The 16,019-nt window shown below is 62.5% G+C and carries 17 protein-coding genes; 10 read left to right on the top strand and 7 right to left on the bottom strand.

Features of this window, described 5'->3' with window-relative positions:
- The first annotated feature begins 32 nt into the window (after window positions 1-32).
- From J3364_RS13090 to J3364_RS13060, 7 genes are all read left to right on the top strand, one after another.
- Window positions 33-686: a methylamine utilization protein gene (locus J3364_RS13090; protein WP_349558766.1), complete on the top strand. Its 654-nt coding sequence runs from the start codon at window positions 33-35 to the stop codon at window positions 684-686.
- Window positions 683-3,046: a putative bifunctional diguanylate cyclase/phosphodiesterase gene (locus J3364_RS13085; RefSeq protein WP_349558765.1), complete on the top strand. Its 2,364-nt coding sequence runs from the start codon at window positions 683-685 to the stop codon at window positions 3,044-3,046. The genes J3364_RS13090 and J3364_RS13085 overlap by 4 nt, the downstream gene beginning before the upstream one ends.
- 15 nt (window positions 3,047-3,061) lie before the next feature.
- On the top strand, window positions 3,062-3,922 hold the full coding sequence (locus tag J3364_RS13080) for a DUF3034 family protein (RefSeq protein WP_502882514.1): 861 nt from the start codon (window positions 3,062-3,064) through the stop codon (window positions 3,920-3,922).
- The gene (locus J3364_RS13075) at window positions 3,922-4,392 is read left to right on the top strand and encodes a group I truncated hemoglobin (protein ID WP_349558764.1); all 471 of its coding nucleotides are present in this window, start codon (window positions 3,922-3,924) and stop codon (window positions 4,390-4,392) included. Before J3364_RS13080 ends, J3364_RS13075 begins: the two co-directional genes overlap by 1 nt.
- 53 nt (window positions 4,393-4,445) lie before the next feature.
- On the top strand, window positions 4,446-4,832 hold the full coding sequence (locus J3364_RS13070) for a DoxX family protein (protein WP_123636523.1): 387 nt from the start codon (window positions 4,446-4,448) through the stop codon (window positions 4,830-4,832).
- 75 nt (window positions 4,833-4,907) lie between these two features.
- Window positions 4,908-5,123, top strand: coding sequence for a DUF1653 domain-containing protein (locus tag J3364_RS13065; RefSeq protein WP_349558763.1), 216 nt, complete (start codon window positions 4,908-4,910; stop codon window positions 5,121-5,123).
- Between the two features lie 105 nt (window positions 5,124-5,228).
- The gene (locus tag J3364_RS13060) at window positions 5,229-6,557 is read left to right on the top strand and encodes a Na+/H+ antiporter family protein (protein ID WP_349558762.1); all 1,329 of its coding nucleotides are present in this window, start codon (window positions 5,229-5,231) and stop codon (window positions 6,555-6,557) included.
- Window positions 6,558-6,788: 231 nt separating this feature from the next.
- On the opposite strand, the gene J3364_RS13055 is transcribed toward J3364_RS13060, so the two are convergent.
- Together J3364_RS13055 and prlC are read right to left on the bottom strand one after the other, a co-directional pair.
- Window positions 6,789-7,052, bottom strand: coding sequence for a YheV family putative zinc ribbon protein (locus tag J3364_RS13055; RefSeq protein ID WP_349558761.1), 264 nt, complete (start codon window positions 7,050-7,052; stop codon window positions 6,789-6,791).
- 51 nt (window positions 7,053-7,103) lie between these two features.
- Window positions 7,104-9,149, bottom strand: coding sequence for an oligopeptidase A (prlC, locus tag J3364_RS13050; protein ID WP_349558760.1), 2,046 nt, complete (start codon window positions 9,147-9,149; stop codon window positions 7,104-7,106).
- Window positions 9,150-9,307: 158 nt separating this feature from the next.
- On the opposite strand from prlC, the gene J3364_RS13045 reads away from it, so the two are divergent.
- Window positions 9,308-9,850 (top strand): gamma carbonic anhydrase family protein, encoded by a 543-nt coding sequence (locus J3364_RS13045; protein ID WP_349558759.1) that lies wholly within the window; start codon window positions 9,308-9,310, stop codon window positions 9,848-9,850.
- A 208-nt stretch (window positions 9,851-10,058) separates the two neighbouring features.
- Window positions 10,059-10,514, top strand: a complete 456-nt coding sequence (locus J3364_RS13040) for an Hsp20/alpha crystallin family protein (protein ID WP_123633904.1) — start codon at window positions 10,059-10,061, stop codon at window positions 10,512-10,514.
- 73 nt (window positions 10,515-10,587) lie between these two features.
- Here the strand turns inward: J3364_RS13040 and J3364_RS13035 are convergent, their stop codons facing one another.
- Window positions 10,588-11,541: a PDR/VanB family oxidoreductase gene (locus J3364_RS13035; RefSeq protein WP_349558757.1), complete on the bottom strand. Its 954-nt coding sequence runs from the start codon at window positions 11,539-11,541 to the stop codon at window positions 10,588-10,590.
- 53 nt (window positions 11,542-11,594) lie between these two features.
- Window positions 11,595-12,656 (bottom strand): aromatic ring-hydroxylating dioxygenase subunit alpha, encoded by a 1,062-nt coding sequence (locus tag J3364_RS13030; RefSeq protein ID WP_349558756.1) that lies wholly within the window; start codon window positions 12,654-12,656, stop codon window positions 11,595-11,597.
- Window positions 12,657-12,960: 304 nt separating this feature from the next.
- Between J3364_RS13030 and J3364_RS13025 the strand changes: the two genes are divergently transcribed.
- The gene (locus J3364_RS13025) at window positions 12,961-13,638 is read left to right on the top strand and encodes a GntR family transcriptional regulator (RefSeq protein ID WP_123633901.1); all 678 of its coding nucleotides are present in this window, start codon (window positions 12,961-12,963) and stop codon (window positions 13,636-13,638) included.
- A 55-nt stretch (window positions 13,639-13,693) separates the two neighbouring features.
- Here the strand turns inward: J3364_RS13025 and J3364_RS13020 are convergent, their stop codons facing one another.
- From J3364_RS13020 to J3364_RS13010, 3 genes are all read right to left on the bottom strand, one after another.
- Window positions 13,694-14,005, bottom strand: coding sequence for a PA4642 family protein (locus J3364_RS13020; protein WP_349558755.1), 312 nt, complete (start codon window positions 14,003-14,005; stop codon window positions 13,694-13,696).
- A gap of 321 nt (window positions 14,006-14,326) precedes the next feature.
- Complete coding sequence (locus J3364_RS13015; protein ID WP_123633899.1) at window positions 14,327-15,178, bottom strand: flagellar motor protein MotB; 852 nt, start codon at window positions 15,176-15,178, stop codon at window positions 14,327-14,329.
- A gap of 3 nt (window positions 15,179-15,181) precedes the next feature.
- On the bottom strand, window positions 15,182-15,955 hold the full coding sequence (locus J3364_RS13010) for a motility protein A (protein WP_349558754.1): 774 nt from the start codon (window positions 15,953-15,955) through the stop codon (window positions 15,182-15,184).
- Window positions 15,956-16,019: the final 64 nt, after the last annotated feature.

Raw genomic sequence — 16,019 nt, 5'->3', positions numbered from 1 at the left:
AGGCTCTGCGCGATCATCTATAATGACGAACCATGATGCGACTGCGACGCCCAATTCTGGCCACGCTGGCACTGCTTTTTGCGCTGTGCAGCCACAGCCAGGCCCTGACCCTGAACATTCGCGATGCCGCCAATGGCGATCCGGTACCTCATGCCGTGGTCAGCCTGCCGGCCAGCGGACCGGCTTCCCCTCTGGCCAGCCCGGCTGTCATGGCGCAGGAAAACCGCACGTTCGAACCGCACCTGCTGGTTATCCCGGCCGGGTCGATGGTGGAGTTTCCCAATCACGACAACACCCAGCATCACGTCTATTCCTTCTCCCCGGCCAAGACGTTCAACATTGAGCTGTACGCCAAGCGGCCCGAGGCACCGGTCACGTTCGATACCGCCGGCGTGGTGGAACTGGGCTGCAACATCCACGACAACATGCAGGCGTTTATCTACGTCACCGATGCCGCACAGACGGTCACGACCGGGCCCGATGGCGTCGCCCGGATAGAGCCTCCCACCGCAGCACCGGTCACGGTCAAGGTCTGGCACGAACGCCTGCGCGACAACAGCCAGCCGGTGACGCTGACGATTCCCGCTTCCGGAGAAGAGCCCCGTGTGATTTCCCTCGACCTGACCCCGAAAAAGGTCGAGGCCGACCCCTTCGCTGATCTGCAACGGCGGTTCGATAACCTGTGACCCTGCGCCCGAGACTCCCCGGTTTCCGCGGTCGCCTGCTGATCGCCATGCTCGCACTGGCCCTGGTGACCAGTGTGACCATCGCGGCCATCTTCATGCTGTCCACCTTCCAGGATGAAGAATACCGCGCCCGGGAACGTCTCGACGTGGCCAGCGATGTCATGCGGGAACTGCTGGCCCGCCGCACTCAGCTGCTGATCGACACGCTGAGCGTGCTGGTGGACGACTTCGGCTTCCGCTCGGCCGTCGCCTCGAAGGACGAACCCACCATAACCAGCGCCCTGGAAAACCAGAGCCAGCGCTTCAAGGCGGACATGGCCATGCTGGCCGACCGCAACGGCCGCCTGCTGGCCAACCTTCAGGGATTGCCCAATGGCACCCAGCTGCCCTTCAACGATCTGCTCGAGCGGGCTGAACGCCAGGGCGCAGCCACCGGCCTGCTGACCTGGCAGGGGCAGGCATTCCAGGCTTTGCTGGTGCCGGTGCAGGCGCCCGGATTGCGGGCCTGGCTGGTGATGGGGTTCAACCTGGACGACGCTTTCGCCCGGATGATCAGCGACCTGACCGGCGTGGACGTGGTGTTTACCGCCGTGGCACCCGAGACTGCCTATTACGGCCGCAGTCTGTCGGACGACGCCATCGACGATGTCGTTGGGCAGGGGGTCCTGGCGTCCCGCAGCAAGATGACCGGCGATCATCGCTATTTCACCCGCGTGGCGTCGTTGTCCCGCAATGGCCAGGAAGCGCCGGTCAACGCGTTGTTGCTGCTCGATCGTCAGACCGCGCTGGCCCACTATTACAAGTTGGCACTGGAGCTGGGGCTGATCGTGCTCGCCTGTCTCGCCATCGCCGGGCTGCTGGCGTTTGCCCTGGCCCGCGCCCTGGGCCGGCCGGTATTGCTGCTGGCGCGCTTCGCCAGCGACCTGGGCAGCGATCCCGCCACGCCATCCCCTGGATTGTCCGGGCGGGACGAGCTGGGCCAACTGCAGAACGCGCTGGGCGACATGGCCCACCGGATCCGTCGCCGGGAACACCGGATCCGGCACGATGCCAACCACGACAGCCTGACCGGTCTGCCCAATCGCAAGGCCATGCAACACGTGTTGCGGCCGCTACTGGCGCGGAAGGAACCCGGCTTCCTGGTGAGCCTCAGCATCAACGGCCTCAAGGAGCTGAGTGAAACCCTGGGCTACGACCTGGGCGACCAGATCATCATCGCCGCTGCCCTGCGCATGCGCGGCGCGCTCGATGCCCACTGCATGCTGGCGCGGGCCGGCGGCAACGAATTCATGACCGTCATCCCCGGGCTGGATGAAAAGCGCTTCCATGCCGCGCTGGGCCGGATGCGGGCCGCGGCCGAAGAGCCGGTGGTGATCCGGGACACGCCGGTCACGGTGGACCTGTCGGCGGCCATTCTGCAGTTGCCGCAGGATGCCCACACTCTCGACGACATCCGCCGCCGGGTCAGCCTGACGCTGGAGCGGGCCCGCCACGACGACACCCGCACCGCGTTCTACCTTGAAGGCGGCGACGAGCATCATTTACGCGAGCTGCAGATCATCCGTGATCTGCAAAGAGCCCTGGCGGACAACCAGCTGGAGATGCTGTACCAGCCCAAGGTACGCTTCGACACGGCTCATCCGGTGCAGGTGGAAGCGCTGGTGCGCTGGGCCCATCCGGCGTTGGGGCCGATCAGTCCCGACGAGTTCATTGGCCTGGCGGAACGGTCCGGTCAGATCCATGAACTGACCGACTACATCCTCCGACGCGTGGCGTGGGACAGCCACGACTGGGCGGACGCCGGGCTGTCGGACCTGGGCGTGGCCATCAACCTGTCGGCGCTGGATCTGCTCAACCACAGCCTGCCCAATCTGATCTCCACCGTGTTTGCCGACGGCGCGCTGCCCCTGAACAGGCTGACCTTCGAGATCACCGAGAGTGTGGCCATGGCGGATACCCAGACGGCCCTGCGCACCCTCAACCGGCTGCGGGACCTGGGCGCCAAGCTGTCGGTGGACGACTTCGGTACCGGCTACAGTTCGCTGGCCCAGATGCGTCAGCTGCCAGTTCACGAGCTGAAAATCGACAAGTCGTTCGTTCTCAGCCTGGATTCCACCCAACAGGACCAGCTGATCGTCCGCTCCACCATCGACATGGCCCACAGCCTGGGTTTGAGCGTCGTGGCCGAAGGCATCGAGAACGAACTCAGCTGGCGGCTGTTGCAGGCCTGGGGCTGCGATCTGGGCCAGGGTTACCTGCTGGGTCGGCCGATGCGGCCGTCTCAACTGGTGGAATGGCATCGGGATCGCGCCGAACAGGCCCGCGCGCTCGCCGCCGACACCTCCACGATCGATCAATAGCGCAAGGAGCCTGACGTGCCTCTGATCCGATTCCTGCCCTGGCTACTCGTCCCCCTGATGACGGCGCCACCAGTCCTGGCCGCCCCCGGCAGTCGGCTCTGGGCCACCGGGGGCGTGACCACCATCGAGGGCACGGCCGGCGGTGGCCTGGTGCCCATGGCGGTGCTCACCGGCTACGCCAGCGACCGGGAGTGGGGCGGCTCCGTGGCCCTGTCCCATGCGCCCCTCGACGACTACACCGTGGACGTGGTGGCCGGCGCCCTGAACTGGCACAACCGTATTGAGATCAGCGCCGCCCGCCAGACCCTGGATCTGGATACCCTGGGCGCCGCCCTCAATCAGGACGATCTGCAGCAGGACATTCTGGGCGCCAAGCTGCGCCTGACCGGCGATGTCCTCTATTCGCCCTACGGCCAGTGGTCGTTGGGCGTCCAGTACAAGCACAACCGGACTTTCACCGTGCCCGATGCGGTGGGCGCCCGTGACGACAGCGGCACGGACGTTTATCTGGCCGGCACCAAGGTGTTCCTGGGGGCCCTGTTCGGCCGCAACGTGCTGCTGAATGGCGTGGTTCGCGGCACCAAAGCCAACCAGGGCGGACTGCTGGGGTTTGGCGGCGACAAAAAAGACAGCTACGACGCGGTGCTGGAGGGCAGCGCCGGTGTCTTCATCAACCGGCAATGGCTGGTCGGCACCGAATATCGGCAGAAGCCGGACAACCTGGGCTTTGCCCAGGAAGAGGACGGGTACGACCTGTTCGTCGCCTGGGTGCCCGAGCGGCACCTGGCCGTCACCGCCGCCTGGGTCAACCTGGGCAGCATCGCCGGGCTGGATGACCAGCAGGGTGCCTACCTGTCGCTGCAGGGGAGTTTCTGATGTTACGCCGTTTGTCCGCTCGCAAGACGTTTTTCATCGTTGGGTTGCTGACCGTGCTGGCCGGCTGCCAAAGCGCACCGCCCGCAAGCCAGGACACGCTATACAACGACCTGGGCGAACGCCACGGGATCGCCCGGTTCGTGAAGGACATGCTGTATATCGTGGTGGAGGACGACCGGATTGCGGAAACCTTCAAAGGCGTCGATATCGCCAGCTTGCACCGCAACCTGACCGACCAGATCTGCCACCTCGCCAACGGCCCATGTGCCTACAACGGCCGCAGCATGACCGAAGCCCACGCCGGACTCGGGATCGATGAGACGGATTTCAACGCGTTGGTGGAAGACCTGATTCTCGCCATGGAACAGAACCAGGTGCCGGTTTCCGCACAGAACCGGCTGCTGAATCGTCTGGCGCGGCTGCACGATCAGGTCGTCCGGATTCCGGAAGCCCGACCAACGACACATTGACGTGGCGGGCCAACGCGCTAAGCTGCTGCTTTAACTCACGAAAGGACCGATTGATGTTGGAAAATGCGGATCTGGGCAAACTGATCGTGCGCCTTACCCTGGGTGGCCTTATCCTGTTTCACGGGATTGCCAAACTGTTTCACGGGGTGGGTTTCGTGGAGTCGCAGCTGGCCAGCCATGGGCTGCCGACGGTCTTGGCCTACGGTGTCTATATCGGTGAAATCCTGGCGCCGCTGATGGTCATCCTGGGCTACCACACCCGCATCGGCGCGATGATCATCGTCGTGAACATGATTGTCGCCTTCGCACTGGTGCACATGGGGCAGTTGCTGACTCTGAGCCAGAGTGGCGGCTGGGCGCTGGAACTGCAGGGTTTCTACCTGTTTATTGCACTGGGCGTGGTTTTCCTTGGGCCGGGGCGTTACAAGCTGCACTCCTGATACCCTCACCCGGAAGCGGTGTCCGGCACCGTTTCCGGGTAGAATAAACGTTACATGCACGCCTGAGCAGACACCATGACACATCCCCTCAAACCCGGCCGCTACCGTCACTACAAGGGTAAGGACTACGAGGTCATCGGCGTGGCCCGCCACAGTGAAACCGAAGAGGAACTGGTGGTTTACCGGTGTCTCTACGGGGACCACAGCCTCTGGGTTCGCCCGCTGAGCATGTTCCGCGAAAACGTCGAGGTCGCCGGAGAAACCGTCCCGCGCTTCACCTTCGTCGAATAACGCCTTTACCGATTGCGTGGGCGACTTCGGTAATCCGCTTTGACTCCGCTGGTCGTTTCCTGCACATTAGCGCGCTTTTCTGAACCTCCCCCAAGGAAAAGCGCCATGAATGCTGTTGTCGCCGCCGTCGGTATCATGCTCGTCCTGAGCCTGTGCCGGATCCACGTCGTTGTTGCCCTGATTGTCGGTGCCGTTGCCGGTGGCCTGATCAGCGGACTGTCCCTCGATGCCACCATTGCCGCCTTCAACAACGGTCTCGGCGGTGGGGCGACGGTGGCGCTGTCCTACGCCACCTTGGGGGCGTTCGCCGTCGCCATCGGCAAGTCCGGCCTGGCCCATGCCCTGGCGGACAAGGCGCTGGCCATGGTCGGTCGTCAGGAATCGGCGGGAAGCGGCGGCGGCCGGGCCATCAAGTTCGTGATGATCGGCCTGCTGCTGGCGATTGCCATCTCCTCCCAGAACATCCTGCCGATCCACATTGCCTTTATCCCTCTGGTGGTGCCGCCCTTGCTGTACGTCATGGCCAAGCTGAAGCTGGATCGCCGGCTGGTGGCCTGCGTGCTGACCTTCGGCCTGATCACCCCGTACATGTTCCTGCCGATCGGCTTCGGCAGCATCTACCTGCACGAAATCCTGCTGGCCAAGGTGGAAACCAATGGCGTGGCCGTAGACGGTCTCAACGTCATGCACGCCATGGCCCTGCCGGCGCTGGGGATGCTGATCGGTCTGCTGGTGGCGGTGTTCTTCAGCTACCGCAAGGACCGCACCTACGACCTGGCGCCGATCGAGCGCACCGAGCGGGTGGACATCGCCTACAACAAGTGGACGCTGATCATGGCGCTGGTGGCCATCCTGGTGGCGTTTGTGGTGCAACTGACGCTGGATTCCATGATCCTCGGGGCGTTGGCGGGCTTCGTGCTGTTCAACCTGTCCGGCGTGGTGAAGTGGAAAGAAGCCGACGACCTGTTCACCGAAGGCATGAAGATGCTGGCGATGATCGGCTTCATCATGATTGCCGCCTCCGGCTTCGCGGAAGTGATGCGGGAAACCGGCGACATCAAGACGCTGGTGGAAAGCTCGGTGGGTGCCATCGGCGACAACCAGGCGCTGGCGGCGCTACTGATGCTGGTGGTGGGTTTGCTGATCACCATGGGCATTGGCTCGTCGTTCTCCACCATTCCCATCATTGCGGCGATCTACGTGCCGCTGGCGGTGCAGCTGGGCTTCAGCCCGCTGGCCATCGTGGCGCTGGTGGGCACGGCCGGGGCACTGGGGGATGCGGGGTCGCCCGCTTCGGACTCGACCCTCGGGCCCACCGCCGGCCTGAACGCGGACGGTCAGCACAACCACATCTGGGACACGGTGGTGCCAACGTTCCTGCACTACAACCTGCCGCTGTTGGTGTTTGGCTGGATTGCGGCGATGGTGCTGTAATACGTACCGCAACGGCGAACGAAAAAGGCCCAACCGATTGGTTGGGCCTTTTTACTTCTGATGGCACAGATGCGGCGAGGCTATCGCCTCGTCCCCCTCTCTCCAAACCTCTCTCCCTCCAGGGGGGAGAGGCTTATGAGGCCTTCAACTCGAACTACATCCATGAGCTCCCCTCGCCCCTTGCGGGAGAGGGGCCGGGGCGGTCCGACGAATCGGAGAGGGGGGAGGCCGTTACACCTCGTCATCCTCATCCTCATCCGCCGCGGCCTTGAAGAAGACCACCTGCTTCACGGTGTGGTCGTCCTCGTTGCTGCGTTTGTTCACGCGGGTTTCCAGCTCGCCCAAGGGCTGGCCGTCCGGGGTCTGGGCGTCTTCAAAACCGCAGGCCACGCATTCGCGGAACTGGCCTTCCTCGGTCTGTTGCATCATGAGCTTGTCCATCTCGCCGCAGCGGGGACAGACTGCGCCCGCGATGAATCGTTTGGGGGTCGCCATCGGCTCTCCAGGAGTTGTGTTCGGCGGGGCCGTGGCCCCGCCATGAATCGATCAGGCCGCGTCGTCGGTGATGCCGGTTTGCCGCAGCAGGGCGTCCACTTCCGGCTCGCGCCCGCGGAAGGCCTTGAACAGTTCCATCGGCTCGCGGGAACCGCCCCGTTCCAGGATGTTGTGCAGGAACGCGTGGCCGGTCTCCGGATCGAAGATGCCGTTTTCCTCGAACAGCGAGAAGGCGTCTGCCGCAAGCACTTCCGCCCATTTGTAGCTGTAGTAACCGGCCGCGTAGCCACCTGCAAAGATGTGCGAGAAGCTGTTGGGGAAGCGGTTGAACTCGGGCGTCTCGGTGACGGCGATTTCCGACCGTACCTGACGGTACATGTCGAGCGGGTTCACCGGCGTTTCCGGCGTGAACTCGGAGTGCAGGCGGAAATCGAACAGGGAGAATTCCAGCTGCCGCACCATCTGCATGCCGGACTGGAAGTTCTTCGCCGCCAGCAGCTTGTCGAGCAGGTCCTGGGGTAGGGGCTCGCCGGTTTCGTGGTGCTTGGCGATCAGGCCCAGGGATTCGGGGTTCCAGCACCAGTTCTCCAGGAACTGGCTGGGCAGTTCCACCGCATCCCAGGCCACGCCGTTGATGCCGGACACGTCCGCCACCTCGACCTGGGTCAGCATGTGGTGCAGGCCATGGCCGAACTCGTGGAACAGGGTGGTGACCTCGTCGTGGGTCAGCAGTGCCGGCTTGTCGCCCACCGGCGGCGTGAAGTTGCAGGTCAGGAACGCGACCGGCAATTGCAGGCTGCCCCGCAGATTGCGCCAGCGGACCCGGCAGTCGGCCATCCAGGCGCCGCCACGCTTGCCCTTGCGGGCGTACATGTCGAGATAGAACCAGGCGATGGTTTCGTCACCGCGGCGGATGCGGTAGGCGGTGACGTCCTTGTGCCAGGTCTCAACCCCGGTGTCCGGTTCGATGGTCAGATCGAACAGGCGTTCGGCGACGCGGAACAGGCCGTTGACCACCGTCTCTGCCGGGAACCAGGGGCGCAGGGTTTCCGGGGAAATGTCATAGCGCGCCTGACGCATTTTCTCGCTGTAGTAGCCAATGTCCCAGGCTTCCAGCTCGTCCACGCCAAACTCGTCTTTCGCGAAGGCCTTGAGGTCGTCGAATTCCTGCACCGCGACCGGACGGGACTTGGCGGCCAGTTCCTGCAGGAAGTGCATCACCTCATCGACACTGCGCGCCATCTTGGTGGCCAGGGAGCGTTCGGCGTAGTTATTAAATCCCAGCAGTTGGGACTGCTGGTGCCGCCGCTTGAGGATTTCCGCCATCACCGGGGTATTGTCCCAGTGGCCACCGTCCGGGCCGACATCGGAAGCGCGGGTGACGAAGGCCTCGTAGACTTCACGGCGCAGTTCGCGATTTTCGCCATAGGTCATGACCGGGAAGAAGCTGGGGAAATCCAGGGTGATGACGAAGCCATCCAGGTCGCGCTGCTCGGCGGCCTGGCGGGCACCGTCCAGCGCGCTCTGGGGCAGGCCGGCCAGCTCGCCTTCATCGGTGATGTGCTTGAACCAGTTCTGGGTGGCGTCCAGCACGTTGTCGCTGAAGCGGTTGGTCAGTTCGGCCAGTTCCCGGGACAGGTCGGCAAACTGCTTTTTCTGGTCCTCAGGCAGGTCGACGCCGCCCAAGTGGAAATCCCGCAGGGTGTTGTTGACCGCCTTCTGCTGGGCTTCGTCCAGCTCCTGGAACGCCGGGCTCTCGGCCAGCCGCTTGTAGGCGTTGCACAGCTCGGTGTTCTGGCTCAGCTCGGTGCCGTACTCGGTCAACTTTTCCAGGCAGCGCTTGTAGACATCGCGCAGCTCGTCGCTGTTCATCACCCCATTGAGGTGGGAGATCACCGACCAGGCGTTATTCAAGCGATCGTCCAGGGCCTGCATCGGCTGGAACAGGGTTTCCCAGGTCGGTTCGGACTGGGCAGCCAGTTCCTGGATCTGCATGCGATTGTCGCTCAGGATCTGGTCGATCGCCGGTTCCATGTGCTCCACCCGGACATGGTCGAAGCGGGGAAGCAGGTCGTCACTCAGCAGCGGATTGTTCATGGGGCTCCTTACTCGCCGAATTAAAGTCACTGATACCGGATCAATGACGGGCTGTTGCGGGCGGTGGTGGTCCGTGACAGGCACGGGACCGGTGCTCTACTGTATGACTCATCATACGCCAATGCCGCCCGCACGCGGATCTGTATAGGACTTATGTAATGACTCAAGTACGTTCTCACAAGGGGTTTAGCCCAAAAACCGGCGAACGGGTGTGGATCGATCCCAGCGCCCAGGTGATCGGTGACGTGGAACTGGGCGATGACTGTTCCGTCTGGCCGCTGACGGTCATCCGCGGTGACATGCACCGGATCCGCATCGGCGCCCGCTGCAGCGTCCAGGACGGTTCGGTCCTGCACATCACCCACGCCAGCGACTACAACCCGGGCGGTTACCCGCTGACCATCGGCGACGACGTCACCATCGGCCATAAGGCTTTGCTCCATGGCTGCACCGTGGGCAGTCGGGTATTGGTCGGCATGGGGTCGATCGTCATGGATGGCGCTGTGGTCGAAGACGAGGTGATCGTCGCCGCCGGTTGCCTGGTGCCGCCGGGCAAGACGCTGGAATCCGGTTACCTGTATGTGGGCAGTCCGTGCAAACAGGCCCGCCCGCTGAGCGACAAGGAACGCGGATTCTTCAAGTACACGGCGGCCAACTACGTGAAGCTCAAGGACGAATACCGGGCGGAGGCCGGTCAGTAGACCTGGCGATTTTGCTGATCCAGATCAAAAAATGAGCCCTTGAAATCCGTCGAAGCGCTCTTAGATACGGAAATAGCCAGTTCAGGAAAGCCCAGCCAGTTGGCGCCACTGTGTCGGGATCTTCCTTGAACGGGTCTGAAGTCGTTGCCTCCTGATCGAATCAGGGGGCGCTCAAACATGATCTCAGGTTCGTTTGGAGGAAACTCTCATGAGCAATCTCACACGTTGGAACCCCATCAGCGAATTCGAGGATTTGCTGGATCGCTACAACCGTCATTTCGGACTCCCGAGCACCCAGGGCGATCGCGAAAACCGCGACCTGTTCCGCCGCAGCGACTGGGCCCCGGCCGTGGACATCCACGAAACGCCCGAGGCCTTCGAAATCCACGCGGAACTGCCGGGCATCAAGAAAGAAGACGTGAAAGTCACCGTGCACGACGGCGTGTTGACCCTGCAGGGTGAGCGCCAGAAGAAGGAAGAGTCCGGCGAAGGCAAGACCCACCGGGTCGAGCGGGTCTACGGCTCGTTCATGCGCCGCTTCACCCTGCCGGACAACGTCTCGGAAAACGAGATCAACGCCAACTTCAAGGATGGTGTGCTGTCCCTGACCCTGAAGAAAGTGGAGCCGGCTCAACCCCGCTCCATTGAAGTACAGGTCGAATAAGCCGATCCCATCGGTTTGCCCCTCGCCTTCCGGGCGGGGGGCATTCACTCTTTTCCTGCAGTTGGCGCCTGGTCTACAGATCGATGACCAGCTGTTTGCTCAACGACCTTGAGCAGCAAGGGGTAAACTGATCGTTGGCCGCCTGCTCGGCTTCGCTGAGGAACAGGTCCCGGTGATCGGGTACGCCGTCCAGAACCCGGGTCAGGCAGGTACCGCAGATACCCTGTTCGCAGGACAGGGGAATATCGATGCCCTCACGCTCCAGGGCTTCGGCGACGGTCTGGTCGGCCGGTATGGCGATGACCTGTCCGGTGCTGGCGATCTTCACGTCAAAGCGGCCATCGTCCGCCTTGTGGGCCGGATCCTCGCCGGCACTGAAGTATTCCCGGTGCAGGTTGGCGTCAGGCCAACCCAGTGTTCTGGCCATACCGAGGACATAGTCGATGTAGCCCGGCGGCCCGCAAACATAAAGGTGGGTATCCGAGGCCGGCGACGCCAGGACGCTCTCAGCATCCAGTCGGGCATCGCCGCCTTCGTCCCTGTACACATGCACCCGGCCGTCCAGCGCCGGTTGCCGTAACCGCTCCCGGAATGCGGTCCGGTCCGGTGACCGAACGCTGTAATGACATTCGAACGCCCGGCCGGATTGCGCCAACTCCTCAGCCATGGCAAGGATCGGCGTAATGCCGATGCCGCCGGCAAACAGCAGGCTTCGACGCCCCTCGGGCGCCAATGCAAACAGGTTGCGGGGCTCACTGATTTGCAGCTGGTCGCCCACCTGCAGTGCGTGCATGGCTCGGGAGCCGCCCAGCGATCCGGGTTCGAGCAGAACACCGATCTGGTAGTAGCCCGAGACCGCGCCGGGATTGCACAGCGAATACTGGCGGATCAGCCCATCCGGCAAATGCACATCGATATGGGCGCCGGCTTCGAACGGCGGCAGCTCGGCGCCATCCGCCCGAGCCAGCTCAAAGCTGCGGATATCAGTCGCCTCCTGACGGACGGAAATAACAACAACATCAATCATGATTTCCCCCTGGCGGTCCGGACGACCGCGCGTCGGTAAAACGGTCGTCCGTCTCAGACGGCCCGGGCGGTTTCCGTGGAGCTCTCCGCAGCACGCTCCTGATCAATCAGCCGATCAATGATCTTGCGGGCCTGGACGCCACCGGCGTCGATGTTGAGCTTGAGCAGCTTGCGCTCCGGATATCGGAGCAGGTTGAGTTGTTGGCGCTCGAGCACCTCCAGGTCTTCGGAAAAGATCTTGCCCTGGCCTTCACGGATGCTGTCGGTGAGCGCCTCGTCATCCGGTTTGAAGTTGCGGGCCATACCCCAGAAGTACCAGATGGAGGTGTCGGTTTCCGGAGTGATGAAATCCACCACGATGCTGGCGGCCTTGTCTTCCGGCGCTGCGTCGTAACCGCCTTTGCCGGCGTGGGCCACGCCGACTTCGATCATGACGTGGCTGGGTGGCGTGAACCGGCAGATCTGCCAGCGATCCACCGGCACATCCGGATCCAGGTCGTTGCCGCGCAGCGCGTTCTGCCAGAACGGCGGCGCCGGAATGTCGTACATGTGCCGGCTGGTGGTGACTTCCTGCCCGTTGACCTTGGTCTCCGGAGCCGCTTCATCGATTTCCTTCTGGCCAATGCTGGAGGCGTGCACGTAGGTTTCGTGGGTCAGGTCCATCAGGTTGTCGATCATCAGCCGGTAGTCGCACTGGATATGGTAAAGACCGCCGCCGTAGGCCCAGTCGTCGCTCTCGGCCCAGTGTAGGTGGGGAATGTCCGCCGGATCCGCCTTGTCGGCCTCGCCCGGCCACACCCAGATGAAGCCGTGACGCTCCACCACCGGGTAGGTGCGGATGGCGGGAAAGCCGCGCACCCGCTGTCCCGGCATGCTGGAGCATTTGCCATCGCAGCCCATTTCCAGGCCATGGTAGCCGCAGACCAATTGGCCATCGCGGACAAAACCCAACGACAGCGGTGCTCCGCGGTGAGGACAGAAGTCTTCTACGGCGGCGACCCGGTCGTTCTCGCCACGGAAGAACACAATGGATTCATTACAGACACGACGGCCCAAGGGCTGACCATCGATTTCATCAGGGGTACAGGCGACGTACCAAGTGTTCTTGGGATACATATCAAACCCTCAGTTCAGTGTTGTCGTTGTGTGGGTACTTCAGGTTATGGATCCAATAAATAAGTTTTAGAGGGCAATGTCAAACAAAAACCAATTTTTTGGATCCAATAACTCCGGGTGACATAGTCCACGGAGATGGGCCGGGCGAGAAAGGAGGTGACTCGGGACTGATTAGGGATTACGACCGTTTGTCGTCATAATGGCGACGTTTCTGGATCCAAAACGGTTGTTTCAGGGAAGCCCCTGAATCCAGCGGAAATGCAACGCCGCACAACACAACAGCAACGCATGAGGCAGGTAGTCTGTGGCAAGTGAAAACAGGAGCGTGGTCACCCAGCTGCGCAAGATGATCAGCGAAGGCGCATACCATCAGGGTGAACGGATCGGTGAAGTGCGCGTGGCGGAAGATCTCGGCGTGTCACGCACGCCGGTGCGCCTGGCCTTTCGGACACTGGAGCAGGAAGGTCTGCTGGAGCGTACCGGTAAGCGCGGCTTTGTGGTGCGGGAATTCTCCGAGAGGGACGTCCAGGTTGCGGTGGAGGTGCGCGGGGTCCTGGAAGGACTGGCGGCACGCCGACTGGCCGAGGCGGGACTGACGGATCCGGTTCGCGAGCAACTTGAACGCTACCTGGCCGAAGGCGACCGGCTGTTCAGCAAAGGGTATCTGGAAGACGCGGACATTACCGACTGGAGCCGGCTCAATGGAGATTTTCACCGCACCATCATAGAAGCCACCGGCACCCGGGTGATTGCCGATGCCATCCGCCGTAATGACCACCTGCCGTTTGCCTCAGCGGAATCCATCATCATCGATAAACGCTGCCTGGACGGGGAATACCGCAAGCTCTTCATGGCGCACCAGCAGCATTGGCTGGTCTTTCAGGCGTTGCGGGAGGGCGAGGGCGCCCGGGCGGAAATGCTCATGCGTGAGCACGCCTATATCGGCCTGCGTTATGGCTCGTTGTTCGGGCTGACCGATTAGGGAAGAGGATCAGAAGGTGGGCGTCTAAGCCCACCCATGTCAGCCATCCGTAGGATCAGACTTCGGCTGCGCCTTTGGCCCCGAACTTCTTGAGCGATGCCACGTACTCGACGCTGCGACGGTGTTCACTGATGTGGTCGAGGATGGTCTGGCCGCTTTCACTCTTTGCATTCAGGTCGCGGCCCGCTTCGATGAAGAAGCCCAGGAACCGTTCGAAATCCCCGGCCCGCATGGCCTGGTAGGCCTTGATGAGAACCTGGTAGTCCGGGTTCAGGGCGGTGTCATACGGGGTTATGAACAGGAAGCTCTTGACCCGCTCATCGCTCCATTCTTCCCCAATGACCTTCGGCTTGTCCGGTCCACTCATAGCTACCCTCATCAATGCTTTATTAGTTTTCCGATACCCTCACGAGGCCGGCGTGCGCCTCTGAAGGGGCGACAGTATAACGGGGTTGGCGCTTAAACGTTATATGAATAGCGCATGACGTTCTCGCGTGGCGTCATAAGAGCATCTGCAGATTGCGGTAACGCCCAACGTTTAAGGACAACGAATGGATATCCTTGCCGGAGGAGGGACAGGGACGTCCCGGTCGCATTAGCCGGCCAGGGACGGCCGTCTAATGCAGCGCAGGCAAGGGTATCCATTCGCTGTTCCGGCAAGGGATTGTAGGCTTGGTTTACATCGAAATCAGGGATTGATCTCCACCGGTAAGTCCGCCGTGTTCGCCTTGGCCGTGCACTGCGGGTCGCGAATACTGATTTCCACCCGGCGGTTCTTGGCCCGGTTCTCGGGCGAATTGTTGGGCACCAGCGGATTGGTCTCGGCCCGGCCGGCGGCGACGACCCGTTTGGCCGGGACCTTGCGGTTCATCACCAGTTCATGGACCACCGAAACCGCCCGCGCAGCCGACAGGTCCCAGTTGGACCGATAGCGGGTACTCACTATCGGCCGATCATCGGTATAGCCAGCCACCACCACATCGCCCTGGCACTCGGCCAGCACGTCCACCACCCGCGCCAGGATGGGTTCCATGTCCGGTTTCAGCTCGGCGCTGCCGGACTGGAAGGTCGCGTCCTCGGCAAAGCGGATCACCACCTTCTCGGTGTCGTACTTCACGTTCAGCGCGCCCTCGGCCACTTCGCTTTCCAGCTCCCGGATCAGGCGGCTGGCCAGTTCAGTCACGCCTTCCGGTATTTCGGTGACATCGGCCGTGGACTTGGGACTGTCGTCGATCAGTTGGGGCTGGTCCGGCGGAATCACGGCCGGTTGCTGCGCCGGTGCCGGAGGGACGGTATCGCTTTCGATCAGGGTCAACGGGCTGCCGCCGACCGCATCGTCCTGGATCACACTGCTGCCAAAGGCGCCCGCCAGGGAGCCCGCCATCGCCTTGTACTTGGCCACGTCCATGGTGGAATACGACAGCAGCAGGATAAAGAAGGTCAGCAGCAGGGTCGCCAGGTCCGCAAACGTGACGATCCAGTTGGGTGCGCCCGCGGCCTGTTTCTTCCGGCGTTGACGCGGCAGTCGGGATGCCGGCATGGATCAGGCCTCCCGTTCCCGCGCCAGGACCTGTTGCTGTTCCGGAGTGATGTAGGCCGACAGCAATTCGGTAATGACCCGCGGGTTCTGGCCTTTCATGATGTTCTGGATACTGGTGACGATCAGCGCCATGTTGCGCTGTTCGTCTTCCGCCTTGAGCTGGATCTTGTCCGCCAGGGGCAGGGCGATCAATTGGGCAATGAAGGCGCCGTACAGGGTGGTGAGCAGGGCAATGGCCATCGCCGGCCCGATGGAGGAGGGGTCGTCCAGGGTGTTGAGCATCTGCACCAGGCCCACCAGGGTGCCCAGCATTCCGATGGCCGGAGCCGCGTCGCCAATCCCGCGGAAGATACGTTCGGCCACGTCGTAGCGCTCCATGCGCTGCTGCATGTCTTCCAGCAGGGCTTCCTCGATCAGTTCCGGGGGGTGGCCGTCGACGCAGAGGTTGATGGCCTTGGCGAGAAAGTCGTTGCCGGTTTCGTGGGATTCGAGACCCAGGATGCCTTCCTTGCGTACGACACGTGCCAGCTCGGACACGTTGCGGATCAATTCGATGGGCCGATCTGAGGTCTCACGAAAGACGGTACTCAGCGCCAGCCGAAACGAACTGGTGACAGACCGCAGGCGAAACTTGATCAGGGTGACGGCAAAGGTGCCGCCCACGACGATCATCAGGCCGGGGATATTGAGGAAGGTGTTGATGGTCGCATCGGCGAGCATCGCCACGGTCACGATCGCGACACCGGCGATCAGTCCGACGAGGGTCAGGATATCCATGGATTGCCTTATCTGGTTCAGGAATACGCGGGCGTCGATCGTTCCAATCAACTCGCCCCAATTC

The organism is Marinobacter sp. NFXS9, from assembly GCF_040148665.1.
Classification (GTDB): Bacteria; Pseudomonadota; Gammaproteobacteria; order Pseudomonadales; family Oleiphilaceae; genus Marinobacter_A; species Marinobacter_A mangrovi.
The sequence above is the reverse complement of the archived record's forward strand: the minus strand, read 5'-3'. Positions and strand labels throughout refer to the sequence as shown.

Excerpts from the sequence above, each read along its gene's own strand:
- J3364_RS13090 (WP_349558766.1), top strand. The coding sequence starts at position 33 with ATGATGCGACTGCGACGCCCAATTCTGGCCACGCTGGCACTGCTTTTT.
- J3364_RS13075 (WP_349558764.1), top strand. The coding sequence starts at position 3,922 with ATGTTACGCCGTTTGTCCGCTCGCAAGACGTTTTTCATCGTTGGGTTG.
- J3364_RS13070 (WP_123636523.1), top strand. The coding sequence starts at position 4,446 with ATGTTGGAAAATGCGGATCTGGGCAAACTGATCGTGCGCCTTACCCTG.
- J3364_RS13065 (WP_349558763.1), top strand. The coding sequence starts at position 4,908 with ATGACACATCCCCTCAAACCCGGCCGCTACCGTCACTACAAGGGTAAG.
- J3364_RS13060 (WP_349558762.1), top strand. The coding sequence starts at position 5,229 with ATGAATGCTGTTGTCGCCGCCGTCGGTATCATGCTCGTCCTGAGCCTG.
- J3364_RS13055 (WP_349558761.1), bottom strand. The coding sequence starts at position 7,052 with ATGGCGACCCCCAAACGATTCATCGCGGGCGCAGTCTGTCCCCGCTGC.
- prlC (WP_349558760.1), bottom strand. The coding sequence starts at position 9,149 with ATGAACAATCCGCTGCTGAGTGACGACCTGCTTCCCCGCTTCGACCAT.
- J3364_RS13045 (WP_349558759.1), top strand. The coding sequence starts at position 9,308 with ATGACTCAAGTACGTTCTCACAAGGGGTTTAGCCCAAAAACCGGCGAA.
- J3364_RS13040 (WP_123633904.1), top strand. The coding sequence starts at position 10,059 with ATGAGCAATCTCACACGTTGGAACCCCATCAGCGAATTCGAGGATTTG.
- J3364_RS13035 (WP_349558757.1), bottom strand. The coding sequence starts at position 11,541 with ATGATTGATGTTGTTGTTATTTCCGTCCGTCAGGAGGCGACTGATATC.
- J3364_RS13030 (WP_349558756.1), bottom strand. The coding sequence starts at position 12,656 with ATGTATCCCAAGAACACTTGGTACGTCGCCTGTACCCCTGATGAAATC.
- J3364_RS13020 (WP_349558755.1), bottom strand. The coding sequence starts at position 14,005 with ATGAGTGGACCGGACAAGCCGAAGGTCATTGGGGAAGAATGGAGCGAT.
- J3364_RS13015 (WP_123633899.1), bottom strand. The coding sequence starts at position 15,178 with ATGCCGGCATCCCGACTGCCGCGTCAACGCCGGAAGAAACAGGCCGCG.
- J3364_RS13010 (WP_349558754.1), bottom strand. The coding sequence starts at position 15,955 with ATGGATATCCTGACCCTCGTCGGACTGATCGCCGGTGTCGCGATCGTG.